Raw genomic sequence first — 25089 nt, forward strand, 5'->3', positions numbered from 1 at the left:
GCGAGGTGGTCTTCCGATTCGTCGATGTGCACCATGCGCTCGTTCAGCAGGCTGTCGCTCCAGCCGCCGCTGTTCCATTCGCCCATGCTGGCGCCGACCGCGAGAATCAGGTCCACCGATTCGTCGCGCAATGCCGCCTCCGCCGATGCGTGGCCGCCGAATCCGAATACGCCGCGGAACAAGGGATGATGCGGACTGACCGACCCCTTGCCGTCCGGCGTGGTGACAAAGGTCGCGCCGATCAATGCGGCGAACTGCAGAATCGAGCCTGCCGCTTCGCCACACCATCCGCCGATCAGCAGAACGACTTTCTTTGCGTCGAGCACCATCCGGTACACGGTGTCCACCGCCTCTTCATCAACGAGCGATGAGGGCGCCAGCAGTTGGCGCAGGTCGTACGACGGTTGCGCCGGGATGCTCGGACTGCGGAACACGTCGACTGGCATGCTCAAGTGCACCGGCCCGCGCGGCGTGCGGGTTGCCCTCTGCAGCGCGGCGATCAATTTCGGTTCAAGCTGCTTCGGATGGGACACGAGCGAGTTGTAGCGTGTGCAGTGGCGGAACATGCCGAGTACGTTGACGCCGGTACAGCTGGATTCCTGCAGCGCATGCTTGCCGAATGCGGGCAAGGCCGGCTGGCCAGTGATCACCAGCATCGGGATATTGTTGTCGTAGGCGCCCGCGACTCCGGTAATCAGGTTGGTCGCGCCAGGACCGGAAGTGGAGCAGCAAACGCCGATATTGCCTGTCTCGCGTGCGTAGCCGTCAGCCATGAAGGCCGCACCGGCTTCGTGCCGCGCGAGGATGTGTTGAATGCCTCCCCGGCGGCGGCTTCTTGCGATGGCATTGTAAAGAGGTTCGATCGCGCCGCCTGGAACGCCGAAGATGTATTCGACGCCAATCTGCTCCAGGTAGGCCACCAACAAATCGGCAACTTCAATTTCCGCGGAGGGTTCGCAACTGCTTCGAGAGTCGTCCTGTTCCTCGTCATGAACATAGTATGTGTGCGAGATATTGGTGCGCATAATGGATGCTTGCTTTCGATCTGTTTAACGACTCCCTTGTTGTTCTTAGCGAGAAGCACAAAACCGCATCCCATTCCAAGGGCCAGTTATTAACCCCGGGCAATGTTACCGTAAATTGCCAGACAGAAGTAAGCTGAAGCGAAGAAAGTAGGTCTCGAATTGCTGACGCAAAACATGCGTCGTCAATCAGATAATGCGGCTTCGAATCGCAGTTTCAGAAACGAGAAGCGGATGACATCAACATTGCCGAAATGCAAGCATGGGGAGGTGCTGTCATGCATGGAATGTGGCGTCGCTGAAGCGATAGCAACTCTTGCCACACTGCTTGGCCCGGTACATCGCATGATCGGCCTCGCTCAGCAGCAGCTCCGGAGACTTTGTGTCGCCCTTGGTGCTGCTGATGCCGATGCTGGCGGAAATCCTGATTGCCTTCCCATCCAGTTCCGTCAGCGCGTGCAGCTCATGCAACACAGCCTCGGCGACACGGATCGCGCCGTCGGGAATAGATATTTCGTTCAGCATGATCACGAATTCGTCACCACCGAGGCGGCCCATCGCATCTTCCTTGCGCACATGCCGCTTGATGCGGGCCGCGACTTCCTGCAACACGCGGTCGCCGGCCGCGTGGCCGTAGGTATCGTTGATTTCCTTGAACCCATCGAGGTCGATGAACCTCAGAGCCACGATCCATTCGCGCCGCTCGGCGCGCTGCAAAGCCTGGCTCAACTCCGTCATGAGATGCCGACGATCGATGAGGCCGGTCAGCGTGTCGTAGGTCGCCAGCTCCACCAGTTGCGCGGACCGATGCTCCAGCTCCGCAGTGCGCTCTGCGACACGTTGTTCCAGCGTTTCATTGGCGACTTGCAAATGCCGGTTGACCTGCGCAATCACCTGGTAGCTGTGCATCAGGCGCCATGCTGCATAGGACAGCAGGATAAGCAGGAATCCCGACAAGGCGGACAAAATGATGAAGCCGAGGCAGATCAGCGGGGCGCGCGAATGTCTCATTTCATTTTTCGGCAAGCGCATGCGACGAGACCTGCCCGCTCAAGCTGTTGAGGAACTTGACGATCAGCGCCTTGTCTGCCTTCGGCGCCGATCGTCCGAGCTGATACTTGAACATGACATCGACTGCCTCTTCCAGGCTTGCCGCCGACGCGTTGTGAAAATACGGAGCCGTGCGTGCGACATTGCGCAGACTTGGTACCTTGAACACAAATTTGTCGCTGTCACGTCCGGTCACCAGGTAGCGTCCGAGGTCGGCGTCGCCCGGTTTGAGATACGGTCGCACCACGCCAAATACCTGGACCATGTTGCCGCCGACATTGATGCCTTGATGACATGCGATGCAGCCATAACTCTTGAACCGTGCATAGCCCTGCTTTTCTTCCGCGCTGATCGCATTCGCGTCGCCGCGCAGGTAGGCATCGAAACGCGACGGCGTCACCAGCGAGCGCTCGAACTCAGAGAGTGCGTCCAAGGCACTCTCACGGCTCAGTCCGCCGAGGTAGACATTCTTGAAATCGCGTACGAGTTTCGCATCAAGCGACAGCTTGGCAAGCACGCTTGTCCGGCTTGAATCGAACACCTTGGGATTGGCGATCACCAGATCGATCTGATGCTCGAGTGTTTCCGCCTTGCCGTTTTATAACTGGCGAAAATTGAATCCGCTGTTGAACACCGTCGACACATTGATCATGCCAATCCGGCCATCGACTCCGACCGGGCGCGCCCGCCCATCCGCACCGCCCTTGGCGAAATCATGGCAACTGGCGCAACTGACCTTGTTGTCGCGGGAAAAGCGCGTATCGAAAAACAGGCGCTTGCCAAGGGCTGCCTTGGCTACGTTGAAGTCGATCTTTTCAGGCAGGGACCGGATAGGTTCATCCGGCAGAAGCCGCATGCTCGCGCCAACGCTGTCCGTCACGCGGATGCCGCCGCACCCAGCAGCATCGCCACCAGGGCGAGCAATCGAAAAGTGAACATGGCGATCAACAATCTGCACATTCAAATGTGCATTTGCCATTCGTGAAGGATCACAAGAATCGCCGCAATGGAGTTGCGCAACAGAAACAAATTAGCGCATCAAGCGCGCGGCATTTCCTTGTTGATAATCTCGTTGACCGCCGCGACGCGTGCCGCATGGATTGCCTCGGGAATGTGCTGTGGCTGTTCGAGGTAACGTCGCGCGATTTCACCGGCGTTGACCGATTGCGCCGCGCCGAGTGCCGTCTCGAGATGCGCGGCCTGTGGGAACGCCCTGTCGGCAAAACCGGCGCGGCCGCGATGATCGCATTCGGAAGCAAGCAACATGTCAATGAAGCGCTGCGGCTTGCGGAAGGCGTCGCAGCGTTCCAGCAGAGTGACGATGGTATTGGGGCGCAATTCCAGCGCGCGTGCCACGTTGCCGTGCTCGCGCGCGGTCATCACCGCCAGGTCGCGGCAGTCGTTCGGAATCTTCAGTCGCTTGCACACCTGTTCGACCAGACGCACGCTGCGCGCTTCGTGACCGTGATGCTTGGGCCACTCCTCCTTCGGCGTCGTGCCCTTGCCCAGATCATGCACCAGCGCGGCCCACCGAATGGGAAGGCTGTACTGCCGCTGTGCGGCATAGTCGATCACCATCATCACATGCACGCCGGTGTCGATCTCCGGATGATGCTGCTCCGGCTGAGGTACGCCCCACAACGCGTCGAGTTCCGGCAGGATGCGCTCCAGCGCTCCGCAGCCCCGCAATACCTCGAACATGCGCGACGGTTTCGACTCCATCAAGCCGCGCGACAATTCCTGCCAGACGCGTTCGGGCACAAGCGCATCGACTTCGCCTGCGTCCACCATGCGGCGCATCAGCGCATTGGTTTCCGGCGCGAGCGAAAAATCGGTGAAGCGCGCCGCGAAGCGAGCCACGCGCAGAATGCGCACTGGGTCTTCCGCGAAGGCCTGCGACACATGACGGAACACGCGTGCCTGCAGATCCTTCCGTCCGCCGAACGGATCGACGATCACGCCATCCTCGCCTTGCGCCATGGCATTGATCGTCAAATCGCGCCGCACCAGGTCCTGCTCAAGCGTCACGTCGGGCTCGGCATGAAACAGAAAGCCCTTGTAGCCCGGCGCGGTCTTGCGCTCGGTGCGCGCCAGCGCATATTCTTCATGCGTCTTCGGATGCAGGAATACCGGAAAGTCCTTCCCGACCGGCGTGAAGCCGCGTGCGATCATCTCGTCGGGCGTCGCGCCGACCACCACATGATCGTGGTCCTGTACCGGCAGACCGAGCAATGCATCGCGCACCGCGCCGCCGACGACATAGGTCTTCATTGCCTTGCGATCAATCCGGATAGACGTCGTACTTTTCAATCCTCTCCGGCTCCGCGATCGCCTCGCGCATCCATTGCGATACCGCCGGATGTGCCACGACGCGGTCGACATAGGCCTGCAGTGCCGGGGCCAGCCACACGCCAAAGGTGCGGAAACGCATGACGACCGGCGCGTAATAGGCATCCGCAATCGAGAAGTCGCCGAACAGGAATTGATGCGGGCCGGAGCGGGCCAGGCAGTCTTCCCAGATTTCGCAGATGCGCGCGATGTCGGCTTGCGCTTGCGGCGTGCGCCCCTTGCCGGGGAAGCTCGCACGAATGTTCATCCACATCGCCGTACGCAGGGCAGTGAAGCCGGAATGCATTTCAGCGCACACCGAGCGCGCGATCGCACGTGCCGCCACGTCGCGCGGCCACAAGCTCTTGTCCGGAAACTGTTCCGCGAGATACTCGCAGATCGCCAATGAATCCCACACCGTCGTTTTGCCGGCAATCAGCACCGGAACGCGCCCGGCGGAGGAGTACTGCGCGATGCGCGACGAGGTGTCCGGGCGGTCAAGCGAAACGAGGATTTCCTCGAAGGGGATGCCGAACGCCGTCATGACCAGCCATGGACGCATCGACCAGGACGAGTAGTTCTTGTTGGCGATGACGAGTTTCAGGCTCGACTTCTTGGCTGCATCGAGAGTTTGGGAAAGGGTCGGGTCGAGTTCGGTGTTTTGCATGCTTCCATCCTGTCGTTTCGGTATTGCTTCGCGTGAAATGGCGATCACCCCGCGTGCTGCGGCACACGGAAACATTCGAGGATAAAGCTTTTGCGTGACTTTGCCAAACCGGCAAAGTCACGTGCAAGTTGCCGACAGGGAAGTGTCAGGGCGCGACGTGCACCGAATCGACCGGACCGTGGGGCTGCAAGCCGCGCAGATAGTAAGGCGCCACGGCTTCCAGCGGCGTCGGCTCGATGTGGAGCTCTTCGGCCATCGGACCATGTGCGACATTATCGACTTTCATCGAATCGAGATTGTCGCGCGTGATCACCGGATCTCCGGGCAGGTGTTCCAGGATGAATGCCTGCAAGCGTGCCAGCGTATGCGGCATTCCGACGACCGGCCGCGGATGGCCGGAATAACTGCCGGCGACTTCCACCAGTTCGCGCAAGGTGTAGACTTTCGGCCCAGCCAATTCGTAGGTCTTGCCGATCGTCTGATCATCATAAAGCGAGGTGACGAAAGCCTGTGCCACATCTTCCACGAATACCGGCTGGAATTTCGCATCCGCGTTGGCAAGCAACATGACCGGCAACAGCTTTTGCAAGGATGCGAACATGTTGAGGAAATGGTCATGATCGCCGAACACCACCGACGGCCGGAATATCGTGGTCCGCACGGCAGGATTGGACATGGCCGCCGCTTCACCGTCGGCCTTGGAGCGCAGATACATCGACGGCGCATCGGGCGCTGCTCCCAGCGCACTCATGTGCAGATAGCGATGCACGCCCAGCTCGGCGCACGCGGCGACAATTCTCTTCGGCAGTTCGACATGGGCCTTCGCGAAATCCTGGCCATAGGATGCCCCGGACGATGCCGGTTTGCCGTGCAGGATGCCGACCAGGTTGATCACCGCATCCTGGCCGCGGATCAGATTGCGCAACTGCGCGTCGTCGTGCACGTTTGCTTCGACCACCAGTTCGACGTCCGGCAGCAGCAGCAGATGCTGCGCATGCGACTCGCGTCGCGTCGGCACCGTCACCCGGCAACCGGTATCCGCAAGTTTGGCGACGATGTGGCTGCCGATGAAACCGGTGCCCCCGATAATCAGAACGGATTGATATTCCATTGCCAGAGCCTTTCTTAGTAAGCGCATCTGACAATGCACATAGCGCGGATCGCGCACCAGCGCAATGTCAGGTGCTTGGAGAATCAGCTCCGCTCTGTCGCTGCACGCGTCAAGGCAAGTCGCTTGCAGTAAATCCTTTCGGCGCCACCATTCCAAGACGCGCCTTCAACGACTGCGGTTTGCTCTCGAACAGCGCCGCATAGTAGGTCGCGTTCGACAACACTTTTTTCACATAATCGCGGGTTTCATTAAACGGAATCGACTCCGCGAAAATTGCTCCCTCCACCGCACGCGGGAGCGTCGATCGCCATGCGCGCGAACGTCCCGGTCCGGCGTTGTACGCAGCCGTTGCCAAAGGCTGCGAATCGTCCAGATCGTGCAGTACCATGTTCAGGTAATTCGTGCCCAGAACGATGTTGGTATTGATGTCTGTTACTTGCCCATGAGCATAATCGCTCATACCGATCTTGCGCGCAACGAAGCGCGCGGTGGCTGGCATGATCTGCATCAAGCCGGACGCACCAACTTGTGATTTCGCATTCAAAATGAAGCGCGATTCCTGCCGAATCAGGCCATATACCCACGCCATGTCCAGGCCGAGCCGCTGTGTCGCCGAGAGCATCACATCGCGGAACGGCGATGGAAAACGCTGGGTGAAGTCGAATTCCGACCGGGTGCGGTCCGAGGTGTTGACCATGCGGTCGAGGACGTTTTTCTGCCGTGCGAATTCCGCCGCGGCCAGGTGCTGGCGCTCGTTCATCTTGCGTAATTCCCAGTTCCACTCGCGGTAGCCTTCAAAGCGCATGTTCATGTCGAAAAACTTGAGCGCGCGGCGAAAGCCCTCGTTGTTCGCCATCGGCGCTATTTCCTCCGCGGTCACGGGCTGCGCGCGCGGCGGAATCGCAATCTTCTGGTCCAGTTCCTCCAGCGCGAGCTGGCCATAGAAATTGGTTTGGTCCGTGATGGACCGGAACAGTTGCTGCGCCTCGTCCTTGTTGCCCTCGGCGAGCTGCGCACGCCCCAGCCAGTAAATCCAGGCCGGGTCCTTGCGCAAGGAAGCAGGCATGGATTCGATTGTCGCCTTCACGAGCTTCCATTCGCCTGCGCGCAAGGCGGTGCGCGCCTTCCACTGATAACCATCGAGCGACAAGGGCGCGCCGGCCGTGCGGTGCCAGTACACCACGGCATCCGGCGCAAGCTTGACCGAAGTCGGCAAGGCGATCTGCGCCCAGCTCTGCGCCAATTCACGCTCGCTCAGGCGCTCGGAAGCTGACACCAAGGCCTTGACCGCGTGCTCCGGATTGTTCCTTGCGCTGCGCCCCAATGCCACAATGAAAACTTCATGATTCACGCGGCCGCTGCCCGGTCCGCGCGCCAGCACCGCATCCGGCTTGTCGAGCGCCTGCATCAATATTTTTTCGTTGATATCCATCGCCGGTGCGATGCGCCGTATCGTCCCGCCGAAGCCCGATTCCGCCACCAATCGCACCTGCGCCCAGAAGTCATCCGCCGTGAATTGATTGGTCTGAACCAGCGTTGAAATCAGGGAAGCGCAGGCTTCGCCGTAGTTTTGCGGCGCCACCAGCAAGGCGCGCGCCTCGTCCGCAACGTTCTGCCCTTTCTCCGCTTTCGACAGCAAGGCGTAGCACTTCACCTGAGTGTCGTCGTTGACCATGAACTGCGGGTATTGTTCGTCGAACAGCGTCCAGTTGCGCGCACGCCCCAGTTCCAGCAGCCAATCGTTGCGCAGGCGATCGGCAATCGCGCTGCCTTCGTAACGGTTCAGGAAATCGCGGATCTCCTGCTCCGAGGCGCTGTTGATGCGCGGCCGCAGGCGGAAGTAATCGACATAGGAAGGAATGGCATAATTGCCAAGGCGGGAGGCAAGCTCCTGTGCACGGGCGGTATCACCGTTGCGCGACGCTTCGCGCAGGGCGGCAAACACATCGTCGTCGCTGGCAAGAACGGCAACGGGCTTCTTCGCCTCCGCAACCGGCACAACAAGAACCGCCGAAGCCGCGGCAAGCGCAATACCGGCAATCCATTTCATGGGAAACATCAAAAGGCCTTCTCTAACACTGACTTTACATTTTGTAGGATAGCATGTGAAGTCACGAATATCGCGACAAATCCATGCCTGAAAACACTGCACAAAAAGCCGACCTGCGGCGTGAGCTGCTTGCATGCAGACAAGCAATTGATCCGGAAGTTCGACGCGGCCGCGATGAGCGCATTGCCGGCCGCGTGCTCGCATGGTGGAAGCAGGAGCGCCCTTCTTGTCTGGGTGTCTACATGCCGATGCGCGCGGAGCCCGACCTGCGCGGCGCCTACGTTGAACTTGCCACTCTCGGGGTAACACTTGCCCTGCCGATTGTGACCAGACGGGAGGCGCCGCTGGCCTTCATCGCGTGGGCACCGGGCGATCCTCTGACGAAGGATGCTTTCGGCGTGCTGGTTCCCGCGTCGGGCGAAACGGTGCAGCCGGACGCCTTGTTGATTCCCTGCGTGGGTTTTGATGCGAACGGGTTTCGTCTCGGCTATGGAGGCGGCTTCTATGACCGCACACTGGCCGTGCAGCCGCGCCCTGCGGCCGTCGGCATTGCCTATGCCTGCATGCGAACGCGGTTCGACGTATCGCAGCATGACGTGCCGATGGACTTGATGATCACGGACTGAGTGACATCACCAGTCCGTCGCTGCCTGCGCTCAGGTCTTGTAGATGCCGCAGGCAATCAGCACATCGCCGGTGCGTTCCAGATAGGATGACTTGACCTTGATTTCATTGGTCACCGGATGGGCCCACTTGTATTCGATCCAGCCCTGCCCCTTGGACTTGGCCATGTTGGCCATTTCCTTGACGAACAGCTTGCCGTCGACATCCTTGCTGGCAGGTCCGAGCCCGACCGTGCGCGGATTATTGCCGTGCGCGACAAACACCGCTTCATCCACGCTGATCGCCATCAGATAAAGATCACGGTCGATGAATTGCCCCTTGCCGAGCTTGTTGATCTCGTCGATCAAGGCATTCTTGCCGTGCTTCCGGCCAAATTCGACGCCTCGCTTGACCATCTCGACGGCCTCGTCGGCGTTGCCGTGTTCGCGGTCGCCGAGATTGAAGCCGGAAACGGATCTCAGCAGGGATACGGCTTGCTCATTGAGCGAAGTCGCGGTCCTGGCCGCATCTTCGACCAGTTTCGCATTTTGTTGCGTCATGCCGTCGACTTGCGTGATCGCGTGATTGACGGAAGCGATGCCGGTGCTCTGCTCATTGCTCGCCGCGCTGATGTCCCTGATGATTTCGGCAACCTGCTTGACCGACAACACGATCTCATCCATGGTCTTGCCGGCATCGTCCACCAGCTTGCCGCCGGCCTCGACCTTTTCCACGGAATCGTTGATGAGCGTCTTGATTTCCTTCGCCGCACCGGCGGAGCGCTGCGCCAGCGCGCGCACCTCCGCCGCCACAACCGCGAAGCCGCGTCCCTGCTCGCCTGCACGCGCGGCCTCGACCGCGGCGTTCAAGGCAAGGATGTTGGTCTGGAACGCGATGCCGTCAATGACGCCAATGATGTCGACGATCTTGCGCGAGCTATCCTTGATCGATCCCATGGTTGTCACCACCTGATCGACCACGTCGCCGCCCCTGACCGCCTGCTCCGATGCCGACAGCACGAGGCGATTCGCCTGCTGCGCGTTGTCCGCATTCTGATGGACCGTGGAAGTCAGCTGTTCCATCGACGACGCCGTCTCCTGCAGAGAACTGGCCTGGGTTTCGGTGCGCTCCGACAGGGAAGTATTGTCGCGGTTGATCTGCGACGAAGTGCTGGTGACGGTCGTGGTGCCATTGCGCACATCGCTGACGATCTTGAAGAGCCGGTCGTTCATTTCCTTCAACGAATGCATCAGTTCGCCGATCTCGTCGCCGCCCGCCTCGTCGAACGTGCCAGTCAGGTCGCCGGATGCCATCTTCCTGGCACTCTCAAGCGCTACCTGCATTCGGCGCGTGAGACTGCGCACGATCCACCAGCCGCCCATGGCGCCGAGCACGACGGCAAGCACGCCGATGCCGATGATGGCGCTACGCACGCCTCCCTGGGTCGAGGCCGCGGCCAGAAGCGTGATCGCGGCTGTCGCCAACAGAACAAGACTGAAAACAAAAGCAAGGCGAACACTGAGCCTGATGTTTGCCGCGTTCATGGATGTCTCCCGTGACTGGATTTCTTGCGAGCAGAATTCTGTTTTTATTGAAATGACAACATCGCCGGAAACAGGAGCAGCGATGCATTCCAGTCCGCCTTGTTGAAAAAAGAAACTGTGAGTTACCTCACAGCAACGAGATAATGCCAGTTTATCGGCTTCGCCGCATGCTTTCTATACCTTTGCCGGCTACAAATCGATGATCAAGGATGTTCCGCAGGCGGGATCGCAACAAGTGACGGATCAAGAAGCTTGTCAAAACCGCTCTCGATCAGGAGGAAGTGCGGACCGGCAGTCCGGCCCGCATGAGGCATGACAATCGTGAGGAAAGGGAAATTCAACGCGCCCCGGACGTATCCAGACGGCGGCAGATTTCAGTCGTGGCGACAGCCTGGTTGAGCGTATAGAAATGCAGGCCCGGCGCACCGCCCGCCAGCAGCCGTTCGCACAAGGCAGTCACGACGTCCAGGCCGAATGCCTTGATCGACGCGCTGTCGTCCCCGAAACTGGCCAGCTTGAGACGAATCCAGCGCGGAATCTCGGCGCCGCACATGTCCGAGAACCGCATCAACTGCGAGTAATTCGTGATCGGCATGATTCCCGCAGTGATGGGCACATCGGCGCCTGCCTTGCGTGCTTCTTCGACAAAACGGAAATAGGCATCCGCATTGTAGAAATACTGGGTGATCGCCGCGTTGGCCCCGGCTTTCACCTTGCCCACGAAGTTTTGCACGTCATCCTGCGGTGATTTCGCCTGTGGATGCATTTCCGGATAAGCCGCCACTTCGATATGGAACCAGTCGCCGGTCTCGGCACGAATGAATTCGACCAGTTCATTCGCATAACGGAATTCCCCTGATGAATAGCCTACCGCGCCATAGCCGCTCGGCAGGTCGCCACGCAGCGCAACCAGCCGCCGGATGCCATGCGATTTGTACTCGTTCAGGATCTCGCGCAGACTGTCGCGCGAACTGCCGATGCAGGACAGATGCGGCGCCGCCTCATGGCCTTCACGCCGAATTTCGAGCACCGTCCCAAGTGTCCCTTTTTGCGTCGAACCGCCCGCGCCGAAGGTCACCGAAAAATACTTCGGCTTCAATTCCGCCAGTTTGAGGCGGGTGGCACGCAGTTTCTCCACGCCCTCGGGCGTCTTGGGCGGGAAAAACTCAATGCTGAAATTATTTGACTTCATCTTATTTAAGTATGAGTGATGACAGCGCCCACGAAATCAGGCTATACAAGATGGCTCCGCCGACCGCCGGCCAAAACCCGGCGACGTGGAATCCGCTGACGAAATTGGCGACGGCGAGGAACAGCAAACCGTTAATCACGAAGATGAACAGGCCCAGCGTCAGCACCGTCACCGGCAGGGTCAGCAGCACGAGGATCGGCCGGATCAGCACATTGACCAGCCCCAGCACCAGCGCGGCAATCAGCGCAGTGCTGAAATTGTCGACGCGGATGGACTGCATCAGGTACGGCAACGCAAACAACGCAGCCGCATTGATCAACCAGGTAATGAGTAAACGCATGGTCCGCCTCCGATCAGTTCACAGGATGTGATGTCAGACCGCAGGGCGCGCACACCCGGCGGCCACCTCTTGCCAGCCTTGCTTCGCAACGCGAAACTCCTCCGCGTCACGGAGGAGCTGTCGTTTTAGTAACGGTAATGATCAGCCTTGTACGGGCCTTCCTTTTTCACGCCGATATATGCTGCCTGCTCATCGGTCAGCTCGGTGAGCTGCGCATTCAGTTTCTTCAACTGCAGGCGAGCCACCTTTTCGTCCAGGTGCTTGGGCAAGGTGTAGACGCCGACCGGATAGGACTTGGTATTGGTGAACAGTTCGATCTGCGCAATCGTCTGGTTGGCGAAGGAAGAGCTCATCACGTAGGACGGATGGCCGGTCGCGCAACCGAGGTTGACCAGACGGCCTTCCGCCAGCAGGATGATGCGCTTGCCATCGGGGAAAATGACATGGTCGACTTGCGGCTTGATGTTTTCCCAGGTGTACTGGCGCAGCGCGGCGACTTCAATCTCGTTGTCGAAGTGGCCGATGTTGCACACGATGGCCTGGTCTTTCATCTTCTTCATGTGCGCGTGTGTAATCACATGGTAGTTGCCGGTGCACGTCACAAAAATGTCGCCATGTTCGGCCGCGTAGTCCATGGTGACGACGCGGTAGCCTTCCATCGCTGCCTGCAGCGCGCAGATCGGGTCGATTTCGGTGACCCATACTTGCGCGGACAAGGCGCGCATGGCCTGCGCCGAACCCTTGCCCACATCACCGTAGCCGGCGATGACGGCGACCTTGCCGGCGATCATGACGTCGGTGGCGCGCTTGATGCCATCGACCAGCGATTCGCGGCAGCCGTACAGGTTGTCGAACTTGGACTTGGTGACCGAGTCGTTGACATTGATTGCCGGGAAGGCCAGCTTGCCCTCCTTGTGCATCTGGTAGAGGCGATGCACGCCGGTGGTGGTTTCCTCGGTCACGCCCTTGATTTGCGCCAGGCGGGTCGAATACCAGGTCTTGTCGGTCGCCAGTTTTTTCTTGATCGAGTTGAACAGGCAGATCGCCTCGTCGGAATCCGGATTGGCCAGCACGCCGATGTCCTTTTCAGCGCGCGCGCCGAGATGCAGCAACAGAGTCGCATCGCCGCCATCGTCGAGAATCATGTTGGAATAGCCGCCATCCTGCCATTCGAAAATGCGGTGCGTGAAATCCCAGTATTCGTCCAGCGATTCGCCCTTGAAGGCGAATACCGGCGTGCCATTGGCGGCAATGGCGGCCGCCGCATGGTCTTGCGTGGAATAGATGTTGCAGGATGCCCAGCGCACTTGCGCGCCCAGTGCTTCCAGCGTCTGGATCAGCACGGCGGTCTGGATGGTCATGTGCAGAGAACCGGTGATGCGTGCGCCCTTGAGCGGTTGCGAGGCCGCAAACTCCTCGCGGATGGCCATCAGGCCGGGCATTTCGGTTTCGGCAATCTTGATCTCTTTGCGGCCCCAATCGGCCAGGCCGAGATCGGCGACAAAGTAGTCCTGGGAAGTGCTGGTAGAGATAACGGCGCTCATCACGCCCTCCTTTCCTTGAGAAAATAGAAAAAAGTAACGTGAGCGCCGTTGCGAATATCATCCAAGCCTGACACGGTCATGGGAGAACCGTGCTGCAACGCTCCTTGGAGCAGAAAATTATACCTTAATGCGCAGCCAGGGCCGCGTTTGCCGCGGTGCGCTGGACCGGTGATACGGCCGCTTTTTTCGGCTTTGGCGCAACGCTGCGTTCGATCCAGTCCAGCATGTCCAGCCAGATACGCCGCACTTCCGCCGGCGCAGGCATGGCCAGCGCATTCGGCAATTCGATCGTGATCACCGGCACGTTCTTGTGCAGGCCACCGTAATTGCCGAGCGAACCCGGGTACACGCCGACGCGATTGAAATACAGGCGCCCGAAGCGGCGCGGTGCTTTCGCCGGACCGTCGAGATCCAGCACGCCGAACGGGGCATGCACCGAAATAATCACATCCGGCTGAAAACGTTCCATTTCATCATTCAGCCAGCGGGTTTCCGGCTCGGACAGCGGTGACTGGCCGGGAAAACGGCGCGGGTCGCTACCGGTTACCCTGGTCCAGTAGCGCTGCGCATCCTTCTCCCATCCCGGCGTCGGGAAATTGCGGTTGAGGTCGACGCCATTGGCGTTGACGCGCTGCGGTTTTTTCGCAAGCAAACCGTCGGGATTCACAACCGGTGCAATATGCCAGTAAAACTCCTGGGCCGGTTGCGTTTGCATCCATTGCATCCACTGGAACACGATAGACGCGGCGGTCAATTCGTCGCCATGAATCCCGCCAAGCAGCAGCACCCGCATCGGCACGACATGCTTGCCGGACTTGGCAGCCGGAATCGACCGCATCAGGATGGGGAAACCTTTGCGCGACACCGAACCGGTCGGCACTAGCGCACTCCCCTGACAGGTGGCGACGGATACATCGGGCAGACGCGGCGTCAGCTGCTTGCACCAATCGCTTTGCGGCGAGGCATTGCTCGTGCCGGCGGGATTCGCAAGAACCGGCAGACAGACGACGGTGACGAGAACTGCAGTGGCGTGACGGAGAAACTTGATCATCAATAAAACCTTGTTGATTTTGCCACTGCAGGTCTGGCGCTTCTACAATCCCGCCGCGGCGCGCAGTGCAGCAGCCTTGTCGGTGCGCTCCCAGCTGAATTCTGGCTCCTCGCGGCCGAAATGACCATAAGCCGCCGTCTTCGCGTAGATCGGACGCAACAGATCCAGCATCTGGACGATGCCCTTCGGCCGCAAGTCGAACAATTCTTGCACCAGTTCCGCCAGTTTTTCGTCGCTGATCTTGCCGGTGCCGAAGGTGGTGACCATGACCGATGTCGGCCGCGCGATGCCGATCGCATACGACACCTGGATCTGGCAGCGCTTGGCCAGACCTGCGGCAACGATGTTCTTGGCGACATAGCGGCCGGCATAGGCGGCGGAGCGGTCAACCTTCGACGGGTCCTTGCCGGAGAATGCGCCGCCGCCGTGCGGGGCCGCGCCACCGTAGGTATCGACGATGATCTTGCGCCCGGTCAGACCGCAATCGCCCTGCGGACCGCCGATGACGAACCGGCCGGTCGGATTGACGAGATAGCGGGTGTTTTTCAGCCACTCCTGCGGCACGACCGGCTTGATGATTTCTTCGATCGCGGCTTCCTCGATCGCCTTGTGCGTCATCTCCGGACTGTGTTGCGTCGACAACACAACGGTATCGATGGCGACCGGCACGCCGTTGACGTACTTCAGCGTGACCTGGGACTTGGCATCCGGACGCAGCCAGGGCAGGCGGCCGTCCTTGCGCAGTTGCGACTGGCGTTCGACGATGCGATGCGAATAGTAGATGGCAGCCGGCATCAGTTCCGGCGTTTCATCACAGGCGTAACCGAACATCAGGCCCTGGTCGCCCGCGCCCTGGTCCAGATCGAGGCCCTTGCCTTCGTCCACACCCTGCGCGATATCGGGCGACTGCTTGTCGTAGCAGACCATCACCGCGCAGCTCTTGTAGTCGATGCCGAAATCGGCGTTATCGTAGCCGATGCGCTTGAGCGTTTCGCGTGCAACACCAATGTAATCGACGTTTGCCGCCGCGGTAATTTCGCCGGCAAGCACTACCAGGCCGGTATTGCACAGGGTTTCTGCCGCGACGCGCGCTTTCGGGTCTTGGGTGAGGATGGCGTCGAGGATCGAATCGGAAATCTGATCGGCGACTTTGTCCGGGTGGCCTTCGGAGACGGATTCCGAAGTAAAGAGGTACTCGTTTTCGTGTGCCATCGCAGGCTCCTTCTAGGATTATTGTTGACCATGTCGCGGCCAGCCAATGTGCCTGCGACGCTTTAGCGATATTTATAGGCCGCCTCGCAAGTTGTCTGTTAACTCGGCGGATTATCGTGGAGACATCGAAAGACGGGCCACGGTTGTGTTATTTTACGCGTCTGTAAAAAAATCGCCAAATATCTCGTCGTTTTTTGATGCTCGTCACTCTTTTTCGCCTGCTGTCAGTCCTCCCCTTGTCAGCATTGCATGCCATCGGCTCTGCGCTCGGCTGGTTGGTGTACCTGGCATCCCCTTCATATCGCCGTCGGCTGAAGGACAATATGGCGCGTGCGGGCTTCGGCAATCATTTGCCGTCGGCAATACGCGAAGCCGGCAAGAATATCCTGGAACTTCCCTTTATCTGGTGCGCGGAGCAGGATCGGGTCCTGAACACAGTTCAGGTCGACAACTGGGATGTTGTCCAGACGGCACTCGATGCGAAGCGCGGGATTGTTTTTCTCACGCCCCACCTCGGTTGTTTTGAAATCACCGCGCAATACGTGGCGACCAGGACACCGCTGACGGTGATGTATCGGCCGCCGCGCAAGCAAGCCTTGAAGCCGCTGATCGAAGGCGCCCGCGCTCGCGGCGACCTGCGGCTGGCGCCGGCCACGCTGTCGGGCGTGCGAACGCTGCTGAAAGTGCTTCGACAAGGCGGTCCGATCGGGATACTCCCCGACCAGGTGCCGCAAAACGGCGAAGGCGTTTGGGCCGATTTTTTCGGCAAGCCTGCATATACGATGACGCTGCCGGCCAAAATGCATCAGATGTCCGGCTCGCCCATCATCCTCACCTATGCCGAACGCCTTCCACGCGGCGCCGGCTTCCTGCTACGCTTCATCCCCTTCGACGAGCCGATGGGCGGCAGTGCCGAAGAGCAGGCACGCGCCATCAATATCGCGATGGAAAAGCTCATCGCGCGCTGTCCCGCCCAGTACTTCTGGAGCTATAACCGTTACAAGGTCCCGGAAGGCATCGCCGCTCCTCCCGGAAATACAGGAAATCTATGAAACTACTGCTGGGAATCATGTGGCTGCTGCATTGGCTGCCCCTGCCGCTGCTCGGCCGAATGGGTGAAGCAGTCGGATCATTGCTGTATGCGGTCGTGGGTTCGCGCCGCAAGATCGCGCTCACCAATCTGCGTTTGTGCCTGCCTCATCTTTCAGAAGACGAGCGGCGCGACATCGCGAAAAAGCACTTCCAGTCTTATGCGCGCAGCGTGCTTGAACGCGCCGTGCTGTGGTGGGCGCCGGAAGCGCGGCTGAGGCGACTCATCCAGGTGGAACCGGGCGTGCCGATGGATGTCATTCAATCCGGCCCGATCATCCTGCTTTGTCCGCATTTCGTTTGCCTGGATGTCGCCGGCGTTGCCGTGGCACTGGAAACATCCGCGTGCTCGATCTACACGCGGCAAAAGAACAAGGCGTTCGATGACGCGCTGCGCAAAGGGAGGTCGCGCTTTCATCCCGTCAGATTGTTTTCTCGCGGCGAAGGCGTCAAGCCTATCATCCGCGCCATGCGCGAACGCCTGCCGTTTTTCATGTTGCCGGATATGGATTTCGGCGCCAAGGACGCGGAATTCGTTCCCTTTTTCGGTATACAAGCAGCGACCCTGACGGCTCCGGCGCGCATTGCCGCCGCTACTGGCGCCAAGGTGATCCCGGTCATCGCCACCTTTCTTCCCAATTACCAGGGATGGAAAATCCGCTTCTATCCGCCGTGGGAAGACTTCCCCGGTGGCGACATCACGGCCGCCACGCGGCGCATGAATGCCTTCATCGAGGAGCGCGTGCTGGAAGCGCCGGCAGAGTATTTCTGGGCGCACAAACGGTTCAAGACCAGGCCGCCGGGCGAAACGAGCGTGTACGGTTAAGCACTATAATCTCAGCATGAAACTCAAATTCACCAAGATGCATGGTGCGGGAAATGATTTCGTCGTCATCGACGCAATCAACCAGCACATCGATCTCACGCCGGCACAATGGAGGCGGCTGGCCGACCGCCGCTTTGGCGTCGGTGCCGACCAGATGCTGGTAGTGGAAAAGCCGCAGGCAAGCGGTGTCGATTTCCGCTATCGCATCTACAACGCGGACGGCGGGGAAGTCGAACAATGCGGCAACGGGGCCCGCGCCTTCGTCAAGTTCGTCACCGACAAAGGTCTGACGAACAAGCGCGCGATCAAGGTTGAGACCATGGCCGGCGTCATCGAACCGACGCTCGAATCCGATGGCCGCATCACCGTTGATATGGGCGCGCCAATCCTGGAGCCGGAACGCGTACCTTTCGACGCCAAGGGTTTGCGGGGCAATGTGGAAGGCAACGACACGCTATGGCCGCTGGACATTAACGGCAAAACGACCTGGTTTTCGGTTGTTTCGATGGGCAATCCCCACGCCGTACAAGTGGTCGACAATGCGGACAGCGCTGCGGTCGAGCTCGACGGTCCGGCGATTGAACTCCATCCGCGCTTTCCGAAGCGGGTCAATGCGGGCTTCATGCAGATCGTCGATCGTCACCAGATCAAATTGCGCGTCTTCGAGCGCGGCGCAGGAGAGACGCTGGCCTGCGGAACCGGCGCCTGCGCAGCCGTCGTTGCAGGCATTCGCCGGGGTTTGCTGGATACGCCGGTGAAGGTGTCAACCCGCGGCGGCGATCTCTCCATCGCCTGGGAGGGCGAAGGCGCGCCGGTCAGGCTGACCGGGCCGGCGGTGAGCGTGTTCGAAGGCGAGATCGAGATCTGAAACAGCGGAATCCGGGACGGCATGCCGCTCCTGAAATCGATTCATCCGCGTTCCAGCATCTTCAATCGGTACAAGCGCTGCCGGTAATTGCCTTCCGGCCCGTCAGGGCCGCAGTCGACGTGCTCGAACACGCCGATCAGCCGGTCGAGTGTCTGGCGTTCGGCGGCGCTGCGCACCAGGATCAGCCTGCGTTTGCTGTGCGGATGATGCGCACGAACGTCGACAACCAGACACTGCCCCTGGTCCGCCGCTTTCAGGTCGATCAGTAATGCCTCCATTCTCGACAAGCCGAACAAGGCCGCCAGTTCGATGCGCGCTGCAAGCTGAGGATAGAGGTCGGTGATTTCTCGCGTCAGGCGCGGCAGGATGTCCTGCGCCCACGGAGCAGGCTCCGGCGGCGCCGCGATCCTGCCAATCAACTGCGCCGCTTCGGCGACGCCCTTTGCCTGCGCCTGCTGCATCCAGCGCAGTGCACGCACATCATTCAATTCATCTTCGCGGCGGTGACGCCATAACTGGGTCCCCAGCTCCAGTTGCGCAAGTCCGTGCCCTGCTTGCGCTGCTCGTTCAAGGTATCGCCGCGCATCCGTCAGATTGCGCTGCGAGCATTCCGCTTTCAGATAAATGCGCGACAGCGCAAACCAGGCATCGGCCTCTCCTTGTTCCGCTGCCGCCAGCAACCAGCGGATGCCTTTCTTGTAGTTTGCGGGGCCGGGAATCGCATCGACGCGCTTGCCGCCGGAATCCATGCGTGCCAGCCATAGTCCCAACGAAAGCTGTGCGCCGCTCTCTCCTGCGCGGGCGGCGAATTCAAGCAAGCGCGGAACGTCGGCTCCGAATTCACCTGCTTCGCACAATGCCCTCGCACAACGTCCCGCCAGGCTGACATCGACTTTCGATGCGTCGCCTGGTGCTGCAATCCGCTCCACCGCGGCAAGCGCCAGCGGGAGTGCCCAGCGCAGGAATTCGTCACGCTGGCCGCTCGCCCAGGCGTGTTCCGCCAAGGCATACTGGGCGTCGAGCACGCCACTGTTGGCTGCCCGCATTGCCCATTCCAGCATGGCCTTGTCATCCGCGGCGCGATGCTCATCGTCCGCGTGGCGATCAAGCGCCGGCGCGTCCATGTGGCCGTATGACTGCGCGAGCAGCCACTGCGCTTCAGCAATCCCCGCCTGGGCGGCCGCGTGCAAGGCACGCAAGGCCTTTTCCCGCATGGCCTCGCCGACCGCGCCATCGACCTGCCCCAGCACCAGTTTTGCCAATACAAGTCCGGCCTGCGCCACACCGGCGTCAAACGCCCTTTCGTACCAGACATACAGCTTGGACGGATGCGTTGCCTGACGGACTGTTTCGTACGGCACGTGGCGACCGATCAAAAGCCACGCGTCCTGCTCGTCTTGCTGTGCGGCACGATCCAGCCAATACAAGGCCGTTGCGAGACTCTTCGGCAAGCCCGCGCCGCCGAAAAGGTAGCGCCTTCCCAGATTCAATTGTGCCGACGCTTGACCCGCGCGTGCGGCGCGAATCATCAACAGCTCCTCGCGATTTGCCATGTACTGTTGCCAAATTGGAAACTCGATTGGCTTCAGTATTCCGCAGATAGATGTCCCGACGACTGAGCGAGGTCAAACCTTGACGATAAAACCAAAACTCAAAGTGATTGGCGACAATTAATGTGAATTGCTGGAAATTACCTAAATATCCTGAATTTTCCTGGCAAAAATGTGACAAAAAAACCACATCCGAAGCCGACTTTTCGTTTTTTGGTCAAACAGCCATCGAACATCCCACCAGTACGGGCAATTTGCGCGTGCCAGCGCTTACCGTTGGCATATCCGGCTAATGCGGATATTCAGCAAACTTTTTATTAATAAGGACAGAGCAAAATGAAAAAGTCACTCATCGCACTTGCTGTGCTTGGCGCACTTGCCAGCGCCGCTTCCGCTCAGACGTCCACGACCATCTACGGCCTTGTCGACGCCGGTATTGTGAATGAGCGCGGCGGCCCGGCGGGAACTGTGACGAAATTGACCAGTGGCGTGCAGAACGGTTCGCGGCTCGGATTCAAGGGCAATGAAGATCTGGGCGGCGGCTTGTCTGCGAAGTTCCTGCTGGAAGCGGGATTCAATGTCGATACAGGCACCTCGGGTCAGGGCGGGACCCTGTTCGGTCGTCAAGCCTATGTCGGTCTGGGCGGCAATTGGGGGAATCTGCTGTTCGGCCGTCAGTACACGCCTTTGCATACCGCACTGGATCAGGTCGATCCCTTCGGCACCGGCTTGGCAGGCAATATTGAAAACCTGATCCCTGGCGGTACCGGGCCGACCGGCGTCCGCATGAACAATACGCTCAAGTACACCACGCCGGAATGGAGCGGATTCGCGGGCGAACTCGCCTATGGATTCGGTGAAGTTGCAGGCAACAATAGGGCCAACCGTCAATGGGGTGCGGCCGTAGGCTATGTCAACGGACCGGCCGTCGTCAAGCTGGTCCACCATCGGACGGAGAACGCCACGGGCACCGACGATGCGCGTAATTCGATGATCGGCGGCAAGTGGGACTTTGGCGTCGCGGCTGCCCATATCGCGTTTCAGCGGGACCAGGGTTTTGGTACCGTCGACAATCGCGATTACATGGTGGGCGTAAGCGCACCGGTCGGCCCCGGGAAGGTTCTCGCATCCTATATACGTCGCGATGACCGATCCGCTCTGAATGCCGACGCGCATCAATGGGCGCTCGGCTATACGCACGCGGTTTCCAAGCGCACCAACTTCTACACTTCCTACGCCCGCATCACCAACAAGAACGGCGCGGCCTTTACCGTTGGCAATGCAACCGAGGCAGGTACCGGAGACAAGGCGTTCAATGTCGGCGTCCGCCATTTGTTCTAAGCACCCCCTGCACGTGCAACAGGCATCGTGAAACAGGGTCGCTCAGGCGGCCCTGTTTTATTTGCTTGTCGCACACATGGGCGCCGCATGCCTGGCGTTGTCGGTTAAAATCACCGCTGATCTTGCCCGTCATCACTAACCGACACCCATGAGCCAACATCTGGATTCCGCCGCCATCGCCGACTACCTGTCGGACAATCCGCATTTTTTCGAAGAGCACAGCGAACTGCTGGCAAGGGTGAAGCTGACCAGTCCGGTGGCTGGGCGCACGGTTTCGCTGCAAGAGCGGCAGATGGAAGTTCTGCGGGACAAAATCAAGTCGCTGGAGCTGCGCCTGTCGGAGTTGCTGCGCATTGCGCAGGAAAACGATGCGATCACACAAAAGTTTCTGGTATGGACGCGCTCGCTGCTGATGGCACGCAATGATGTGGACATGCCCCATACCTTGATCAATGGTTTGCAGACGATCTTTTCGGTGCCGCACGCCACCCTGCGTATCTGGGGTGTGGCTGAAGAATATTCCCATACCTGGTTTGCCGCGGAAGTATCCGAGGATGCGAAAATTTTCTGCAACGGACTGACCGCGCCCTACTGCGGCCCGAACCAGGATTTCGAAGCCGCATCATGGATCGACGATGCCGAATCCATTCAATCGATCGCGATGCTCCCCCTGCGCAACGACGCCGGAATGGAAGCCTTCGGCCTGCTGGTGCTCGGCTCGCCCGACCCGCATCGTTTCACTTCCGACATGGCCACCGACTTCCTGTCGAAGATCGGCGAAACCGCGAGCGCGGCAATGAATTGCCTGCTTGACTAGAGAGCGATCTCTTCAGCGTGAACGCCGCAATCAATCACGCCCGCATCGCAAGCTATCTCGATAATCTCGAGAAGCAGCGCAAGCTGTCGTCGCACACCATCAGCAATTACCGGCGCGACCTGGTGGAACTGGTCGCGCTGACCGACACGCTGCCCGGCAATCCGGCACTTTGCGCAATCTCGCATTTCCATATTCGCAAATTCGCCGCACAACTTCATGCGAAAGGCTTGAACGCGCGATCGATCGCGCGCAAGCTGTCCGCCTGGCGCGGATTCTATGAGTGGCTGGCGGAACACGACACCTTGCCCGCCAACCCGGTAGAGGGCATCAAGGCGCCGAAGCGCGATAAGCCGCTTCCGAAAGCACTCTCGGCTGACGATGCAGTGCGGGTGGTGGCCGAAAGCAGTCCTGGACGCGACGCCAATTCCCCCAGTCAGCTTTGCAATCACGCGATGTTCGAGCTGTTGTACTCAAGCGGTCTGCGCGTATCGGAGCTGGCGGCACTGGACCTGCGCTTCGTCAAGGAAGGCAACTATGAATCGGCCGGCTGGATCGATTTTGACGAACGCGAGGTGAGCGTCACCGGCAAGGGCAACAAGCAGCGCAAAGTACCCGTCGGCCAAGCGGCGCTACAGGCAATCACTGCCTGGCTGGCGGCACGCGACACTCTCGTCAAGATCGATCCGCATCCGCTTTTTCTGACCGAACGCGGCACGCGCATGTCGCCGCGCGTCATCCAGCTGCGGCTGAAAGCGCATGCGCAATCACTCGGCATTCCAGCCAATGTGCATCCGCATGTGCTGCGCCACTCCTTCGCCTCCCATGTGCTGCAATCTTCCGGCGACCTGCGCGCGGTGCAGGAAATGCTGGGCCACGCATCGATTGCCGCCACGCAGGTCTACACCTCGCTCGACTTCCAGCGTCTCGCGCAGGTGTATGATGCCGCCCATCCGCGAGCAAGAAAAAAAGACAAAATCTAATGCGCCGCGGAAGACACGGAACACGCGGAGAAATGACCGCGTGGAAATTTCTTGTCTTCCGTGGACACTCCCTATCCTGGAATGACCTCATGCTTACCATTACTCTCAAGCCCGGCAAGGAAAAAAGTCTGCTGCGCCGCCACCCCTGGATCTTTCCGACTGCGATCGACCGCGTCGAAGGCAAGCCGGAAGAAAAGAACAAGCCCGGCACTACAGCACTGGTGCAATCCTCCTCCGGCCAATTCCTGGCACGCGCCGCATTCAGTCCGAAATCGCAGATCCGCGCGCGCGTCTGGAGCTTCAACGAAAACGAACCGATCGATCATGCGCTGATCAAGCGCCGCATAAAAAAGGCACTCGCCTATCGCATGGCGAATGTGCGAGACACGGACGCGATACGCGTGATCTTCGGCGAAGCGGACGGCTTCCCCGGACTCGTGGTTGACTGGTACGGCGGCAAGCCGGGCTGGCTGGTTTGCCAGTTCCAGTCGGCTGGCGTCGAAGCGTGGAAGGTCGCGATCATGCAAGCATTGATCGCCGAAACCGGCTGCCCCAACGTCTACGAGCGTTCCGACGCGTCGGTACGCGAGCGCGAAGGCTTGCCGCTCGTGACCGGCACACTGGCTGGCAACGAACCGGACGCAGAAACCCTGGTGACCGAAAACGGGGTGCGCTACGCGGTCGATATCAAGACCGGCCATAAAACCGGTTTTTATATCGACCAGCGCGACAACCGCAAGCTGGTGATGGAACACGCTTCCGAACGCGATGTATTGAACTGTTTCTGCTACACCGGCGGCTTCTCGCTGGCGGCGCTGAAAGGCGGCGCAAAGAGCGTGATTTCGATCGACTCCTCCGGCGAAGCGCTTGCCGTCGGACAGCGCAACATGGCACTCAACGGTTTCGACACCGCCAAGGCGGAATGGTGGGATGCCGACGTGTTCAAGACGCTGCGCTCCCTGCGCGAACAGGGAAAATCCTTCGACATGATCGTGCTCGATCCGCCGAAGTTCGCCTCTTCGCCCGATCATGTCGATCGCGCTGCGCGCGCTTACAAGGACATCAACCTGCTTGGCTTCCAATTGCTGCGCGAGGGCGGATTTCTGTTTACCTACTCCTGCTCGGGTGCGATCAGCGCCGATCTTTTCCAGAAAATCGTGGCCGGCGCCGCCAACGACGCCAAGGTCGACGCACACATCCTCAAGCGCCTCTCCGCCGGGGTCGATCACCCGATGACCACCAGTTTTCCCGAGGGGGAATACCTGAAGGGCTTGATGTTGCACAAACCATGAGTGCATTTGAATTGCATCAACGTCAATTTTTGTGGGCGGATTGCGAAACTAAGTCATAATCTCGGGCTCTTGTTTTTCATTGCAACAAATCAATGAGCAGCAAAGCCAAGTCAGCCTCGCGCCCGCCGCGGGCGACCCGAAAGACCGATGTGACGAATGCGATGGCGCTCGCCGAAGCCCAGCTGCGAAGCGCGTCGGTGCGCGTGACTTCTGCGCGGGTAAGAGTGCTGACGGCGCTGCTGGATGCGCCGCGCGCCTTTACTCATCAGGACGTGCAGGACGCGCTGGCGGACATGGACCGCGTGACGCTCTACCGCGCGCTCGATTGCCTGACCGACGCCGGACTGGCGCACAAGATTGCGGGCGACGATCGCGTATTCCGCTACAGCGCCGGTGCCGAACATCGCAGCGTGCGGCAAGATGCCCATGTGCCGCATCATCAGCACGGACACTTCAAATGCACGCGCTGCGCCAAGGTATTCTGCCTGGACAGCATAGGCGAGGCGGGATTGCTGCGGGATGCGCTGCACGAAAGCCTTGGAAAAGGCTTCCAGAGCCACGATATTGAATTCACAATCAAGGGATGGTGCGCCGATTGCGCGCATTGAAATC

Annotated in this window: 22 protein-coding genes, 1 pseudogene and 1 riboswitch; of the genes and pseudogenes, 9 read left to right on the plus strand and 14 right to left on the minus strand. The window is 59.8% G+C overall.

The features are described from left to right. The 7 genes and pseudogenes from VJ651_RS12375 to VJ651_RS12405 form a co-directional block, all read right to left on the minus strand. Positions 1-1025, minus strand: a 1025-nt coding sequence (locus tag VJ651_RS12375; RefSeq protein WP_324107748.1) for a thiamine pyrophosphate-binding protein, incomplete at its 3' end; no start/stop codon positions are given. 273 nt (positions 1026-1298) lie between these two features. Beyond that, on the minus strand, positions 1299-2033 hold the full coding sequence (locus VJ651_RS12380) for a diguanylate cyclase (RefSeq protein WP_324107749.1): 735 nt from the start codon (positions 2031-2033) through the stop codon (positions 1299-1301). Between the two features lies 1 nt (position 2034). Beyond that, positions 2035-3051: pseudogene (locus VJ651_RS12385) on the minus strand (cytochrome-c peroxidase). A 59-nt stretch (positions 3052-3110) separates the two neighbouring features. Continuing rightward, a complete protein-coding gene (locus VJ651_RS12390) occupies positions 3111-4343 on the minus strand; it encodes a multifunctional CCA addition/repair protein (RefSeq protein ID WP_324107822.1) in 1233 nt (410 codons plus the stop codon). A 10-nt stretch (positions 4344-4353) separates the two neighbouring features. Further along, the gene (locus VJ651_RS12395; RefSeq protein ID WP_324107750.1) at positions 4354-5067 is read right to left on the minus strand and encodes a glutathione S-transferase family protein; all 714 of its coding nucleotides are present in this window, start codon (positions 5065-5067) and stop codon (positions 4354-4356) included. A gap of 145 nt (positions 5068-5212) precedes the next feature. Beyond that, positions 5213-6178, minus strand: coding sequence for a complex I NDUFA9 subunit family protein (locus VJ651_RS12400; RefSeq protein WP_324107751.1), 966 nt, complete (start codon positions 6176-6178; stop codon positions 5213-5215). 109 nt (positions 6179-6287) lie between these two features. Then, a complete protein-coding gene (locus VJ651_RS12405; RefSeq protein ID WP_324107752.1) occupies positions 6288-8237 on the minus strand; it encodes a lytic transglycosylase domain-containing protein in 1950 nt (649 codons plus the stop codon). A 74-nt stretch (positions 8238-8311) separates the two neighbouring features. Here VJ651_RS12405 and VJ651_RS12410 point away from each other — a divergent pair, with 74 nt between their 5' ends. Then, positions 8312-8854, plus strand: a complete 543-nt coding sequence (locus tag VJ651_RS12410; RefSeq protein WP_324107753.1) for a 5-formyltetrahydrofolate cyclo-ligase — start codon at positions 8312-8314, stop codon at positions 8852-8854. Between the two features lie 30 nt (positions 8855-8884). On the opposite strand, the gene VJ651_RS12415 is transcribed toward VJ651_RS12410, so the two are convergent. The 6 genes from VJ651_RS12415 to metK all read right to left on the minus strand — a co-directional run bounded on the left by VJ651_RS12415 (position 8885) and on the right by metK (position 15714). Next, complete coding sequence (locus tag VJ651_RS12415; protein ID WP_324107754.1) at positions 8885-10375, minus strand: methyl-accepting chemotaxis protein; 1491 nt, start codon at positions 10373-10375, stop codon at positions 8885-8887. Positions 10376-10712: 337 nt separating this feature from the next. Next, the gene (gene metF / locus VJ651_RS12420) at positions 10713-11567 is read right to left on the minus strand and encodes a methylenetetrahydrofolate reductase [NAD(P)H] (protein ID WP_324107755.1); all 855 of its coding nucleotides are present in this window, start codon (positions 11565-11567) and stop codon (positions 10713-10715) included. 1 nt (position 11568) lies between these two features. Then, positions 11569-11907 carry a phage holin family protein gene (locus VJ651_RS12425; RefSeq protein ID WP_324107756.1) on the minus strand — a complete coding sequence of 113 codons (339 nt, stop codon included), beginning with the start codon at positions 11905-11907 and terminating at the stop codon, positions 11569-11571. 125 nt (positions 11908-12032) lie between these two features. Then, positions 12033-13451: an adenosylhomocysteinase gene (gene ahcY, locus VJ651_RS12430; RefSeq protein ID WP_136413446.1), complete on the minus strand. Its 1419-nt coding sequence runs from the start codon at positions 13449-13451 to the stop codon at positions 12033-12035. A 33-nt stretch (positions 13452-13484) separates the two neighbouring features. Beyond that, positions 13485-13561, minus strand: a riboswitch (S-adenosyl-L-homocysteine riboswitch). Between the two features lie 14 nt (positions 13562-13575). Continuing rightward, positions 13576-14502, minus strand: a complete 927-nt coding sequence (locus VJ651_RS12435; protein WP_324107757.1) for a M14 family zinc carboxypeptidase — start codon at positions 14500-14502, stop codon at positions 13576-13578. 42 nt (positions 14503-14544) lie between these two features. Beyond that, complete coding sequence (gene metK / locus VJ651_RS12440) at positions 14545-15714, minus strand: methionine adenosyltransferase (RefSeq protein WP_324107758.1); 1170 nt, start codon at positions 15712-15714, stop codon at positions 14545-14547. A 197-nt stretch (positions 15715-15911) separates the two neighbouring features. On the opposite strand from metK, the gene VJ651_RS12445 reads away from it, so the two are divergent. Genes VJ651_RS12445 through dapF form a run of 3 tightly spaced genes read left to right on the plus strand, consistent with a single transcriptional unit; the run spans position 15912 to position 18497 of the window. Continuing rightward, complete coding sequence (locus VJ651_RS12445; protein WP_324107759.1) at positions 15912-16766, plus strand: lysophospholipid acyltransferase family protein; 855 nt, start codon at positions 15912-15914, stop codon at positions 16764-16766. After that, complete coding sequence (locus tag VJ651_RS12450) at positions 16763-17629, plus strand: lipid A biosynthesis acyltransferase (RefSeq protein ID WP_324107760.1); 867 nt, start codon at positions 16763-16765, stop codon at positions 17627-17629. Before VJ651_RS12445 ends, VJ651_RS12450 begins: the two co-directional genes overlap by 4 nt. A 16-nt stretch (positions 17630-17645) precedes the next feature. After that, on the plus strand, positions 17646-18497 hold the full coding sequence (gene dapF, locus VJ651_RS12455) for a diaminopimelate epimerase (protein WP_324107761.1): 852 nt from the start codon (positions 17646-17648) through the stop codon (positions 18495-18497). Between the two features lie 41 nt (positions 18498-18538). Here dapF and VJ651_RS12460 read toward each other — a convergent pair whose 3' ends face one another. Beyond that, positions 18539-20050 carry a hypothetical protein gene (locus VJ651_RS12460; RefSeq protein ID WP_324107762.1) on the minus strand — a complete coding sequence of 504 codons (1512 nt, stop codon included), beginning with the start codon at positions 20048-20050 and terminating at the stop codon, positions 18539-18541. Positions 20051-20383: 333 nt separating this feature from the next. On the opposite strand from VJ651_RS12460, the gene VJ651_RS12465 reads away from it, so the two are divergent. The 5 genes from VJ651_RS12465 (at position 20384) to VJ651_RS12485 (ending at position 25085) form a co-directional block, all read left to right on the plus strand. Continuing rightward, complete coding sequence (locus VJ651_RS12465) at positions 20384-21388, plus strand: porin (RefSeq protein WP_324107763.1); 1005 nt, start codon at positions 20384-20386, stop codon at positions 21386-21388. A gap of 148 nt (positions 21389-21536) precedes the next feature. Then, positions 21537-22205 (plus strand): DUF484 family protein, encoded by a 669-nt coding sequence (locus tag VJ651_RS12470; RefSeq protein ID WP_324107764.1) that lies wholly within the window; start codon positions 21537-21539, stop codon positions 22203-22205. Positions 22206-22222: 17 nt separating this feature from the next. Beyond that, the gene (gene xerC / locus VJ651_RS12475; protein ID WP_324107765.1) at positions 22223-23185 is read left to right on the plus strand and encodes a tyrosine recombinase XerC; all 963 of its coding nucleotides are present in this window, start codon (positions 22223-22225) and stop codon (positions 23183-23185) included. Positions 23186-23274: 89 nt separating this feature from the next. Beyond that, the gene (locus VJ651_RS12480) at positions 23275-24477 is read left to right on the plus strand and encodes a class I SAM-dependent rRNA methyltransferase (RefSeq protein WP_324107766.1); all 1203 of its coding nucleotides are present in this window, start codon (positions 23275-23277) and stop codon (positions 24475-24477) included. Positions 24478-24569: 92 nt separating this feature from the next. After that, on the plus strand, positions 24570-25085 hold the full coding sequence (locus VJ651_RS12485) for a Fur family transcriptional regulator (RefSeq protein ID WP_414691342.1): 516 nt from the start codon (positions 24570-24572) through the stop codon (positions 25083-25085). Positions 25086-25089 lie beyond the last annotated feature (4 nt).

The sequence above is a fragment of the Noviherbaspirillum sp. genome, assembly GCF_035254865.1.
GTDB lineage: Bacteria > Pseudomonadota > Gammaproteobacteria > Burkholderiales > Burkholderiaceae_D > Noviherbaspirillum.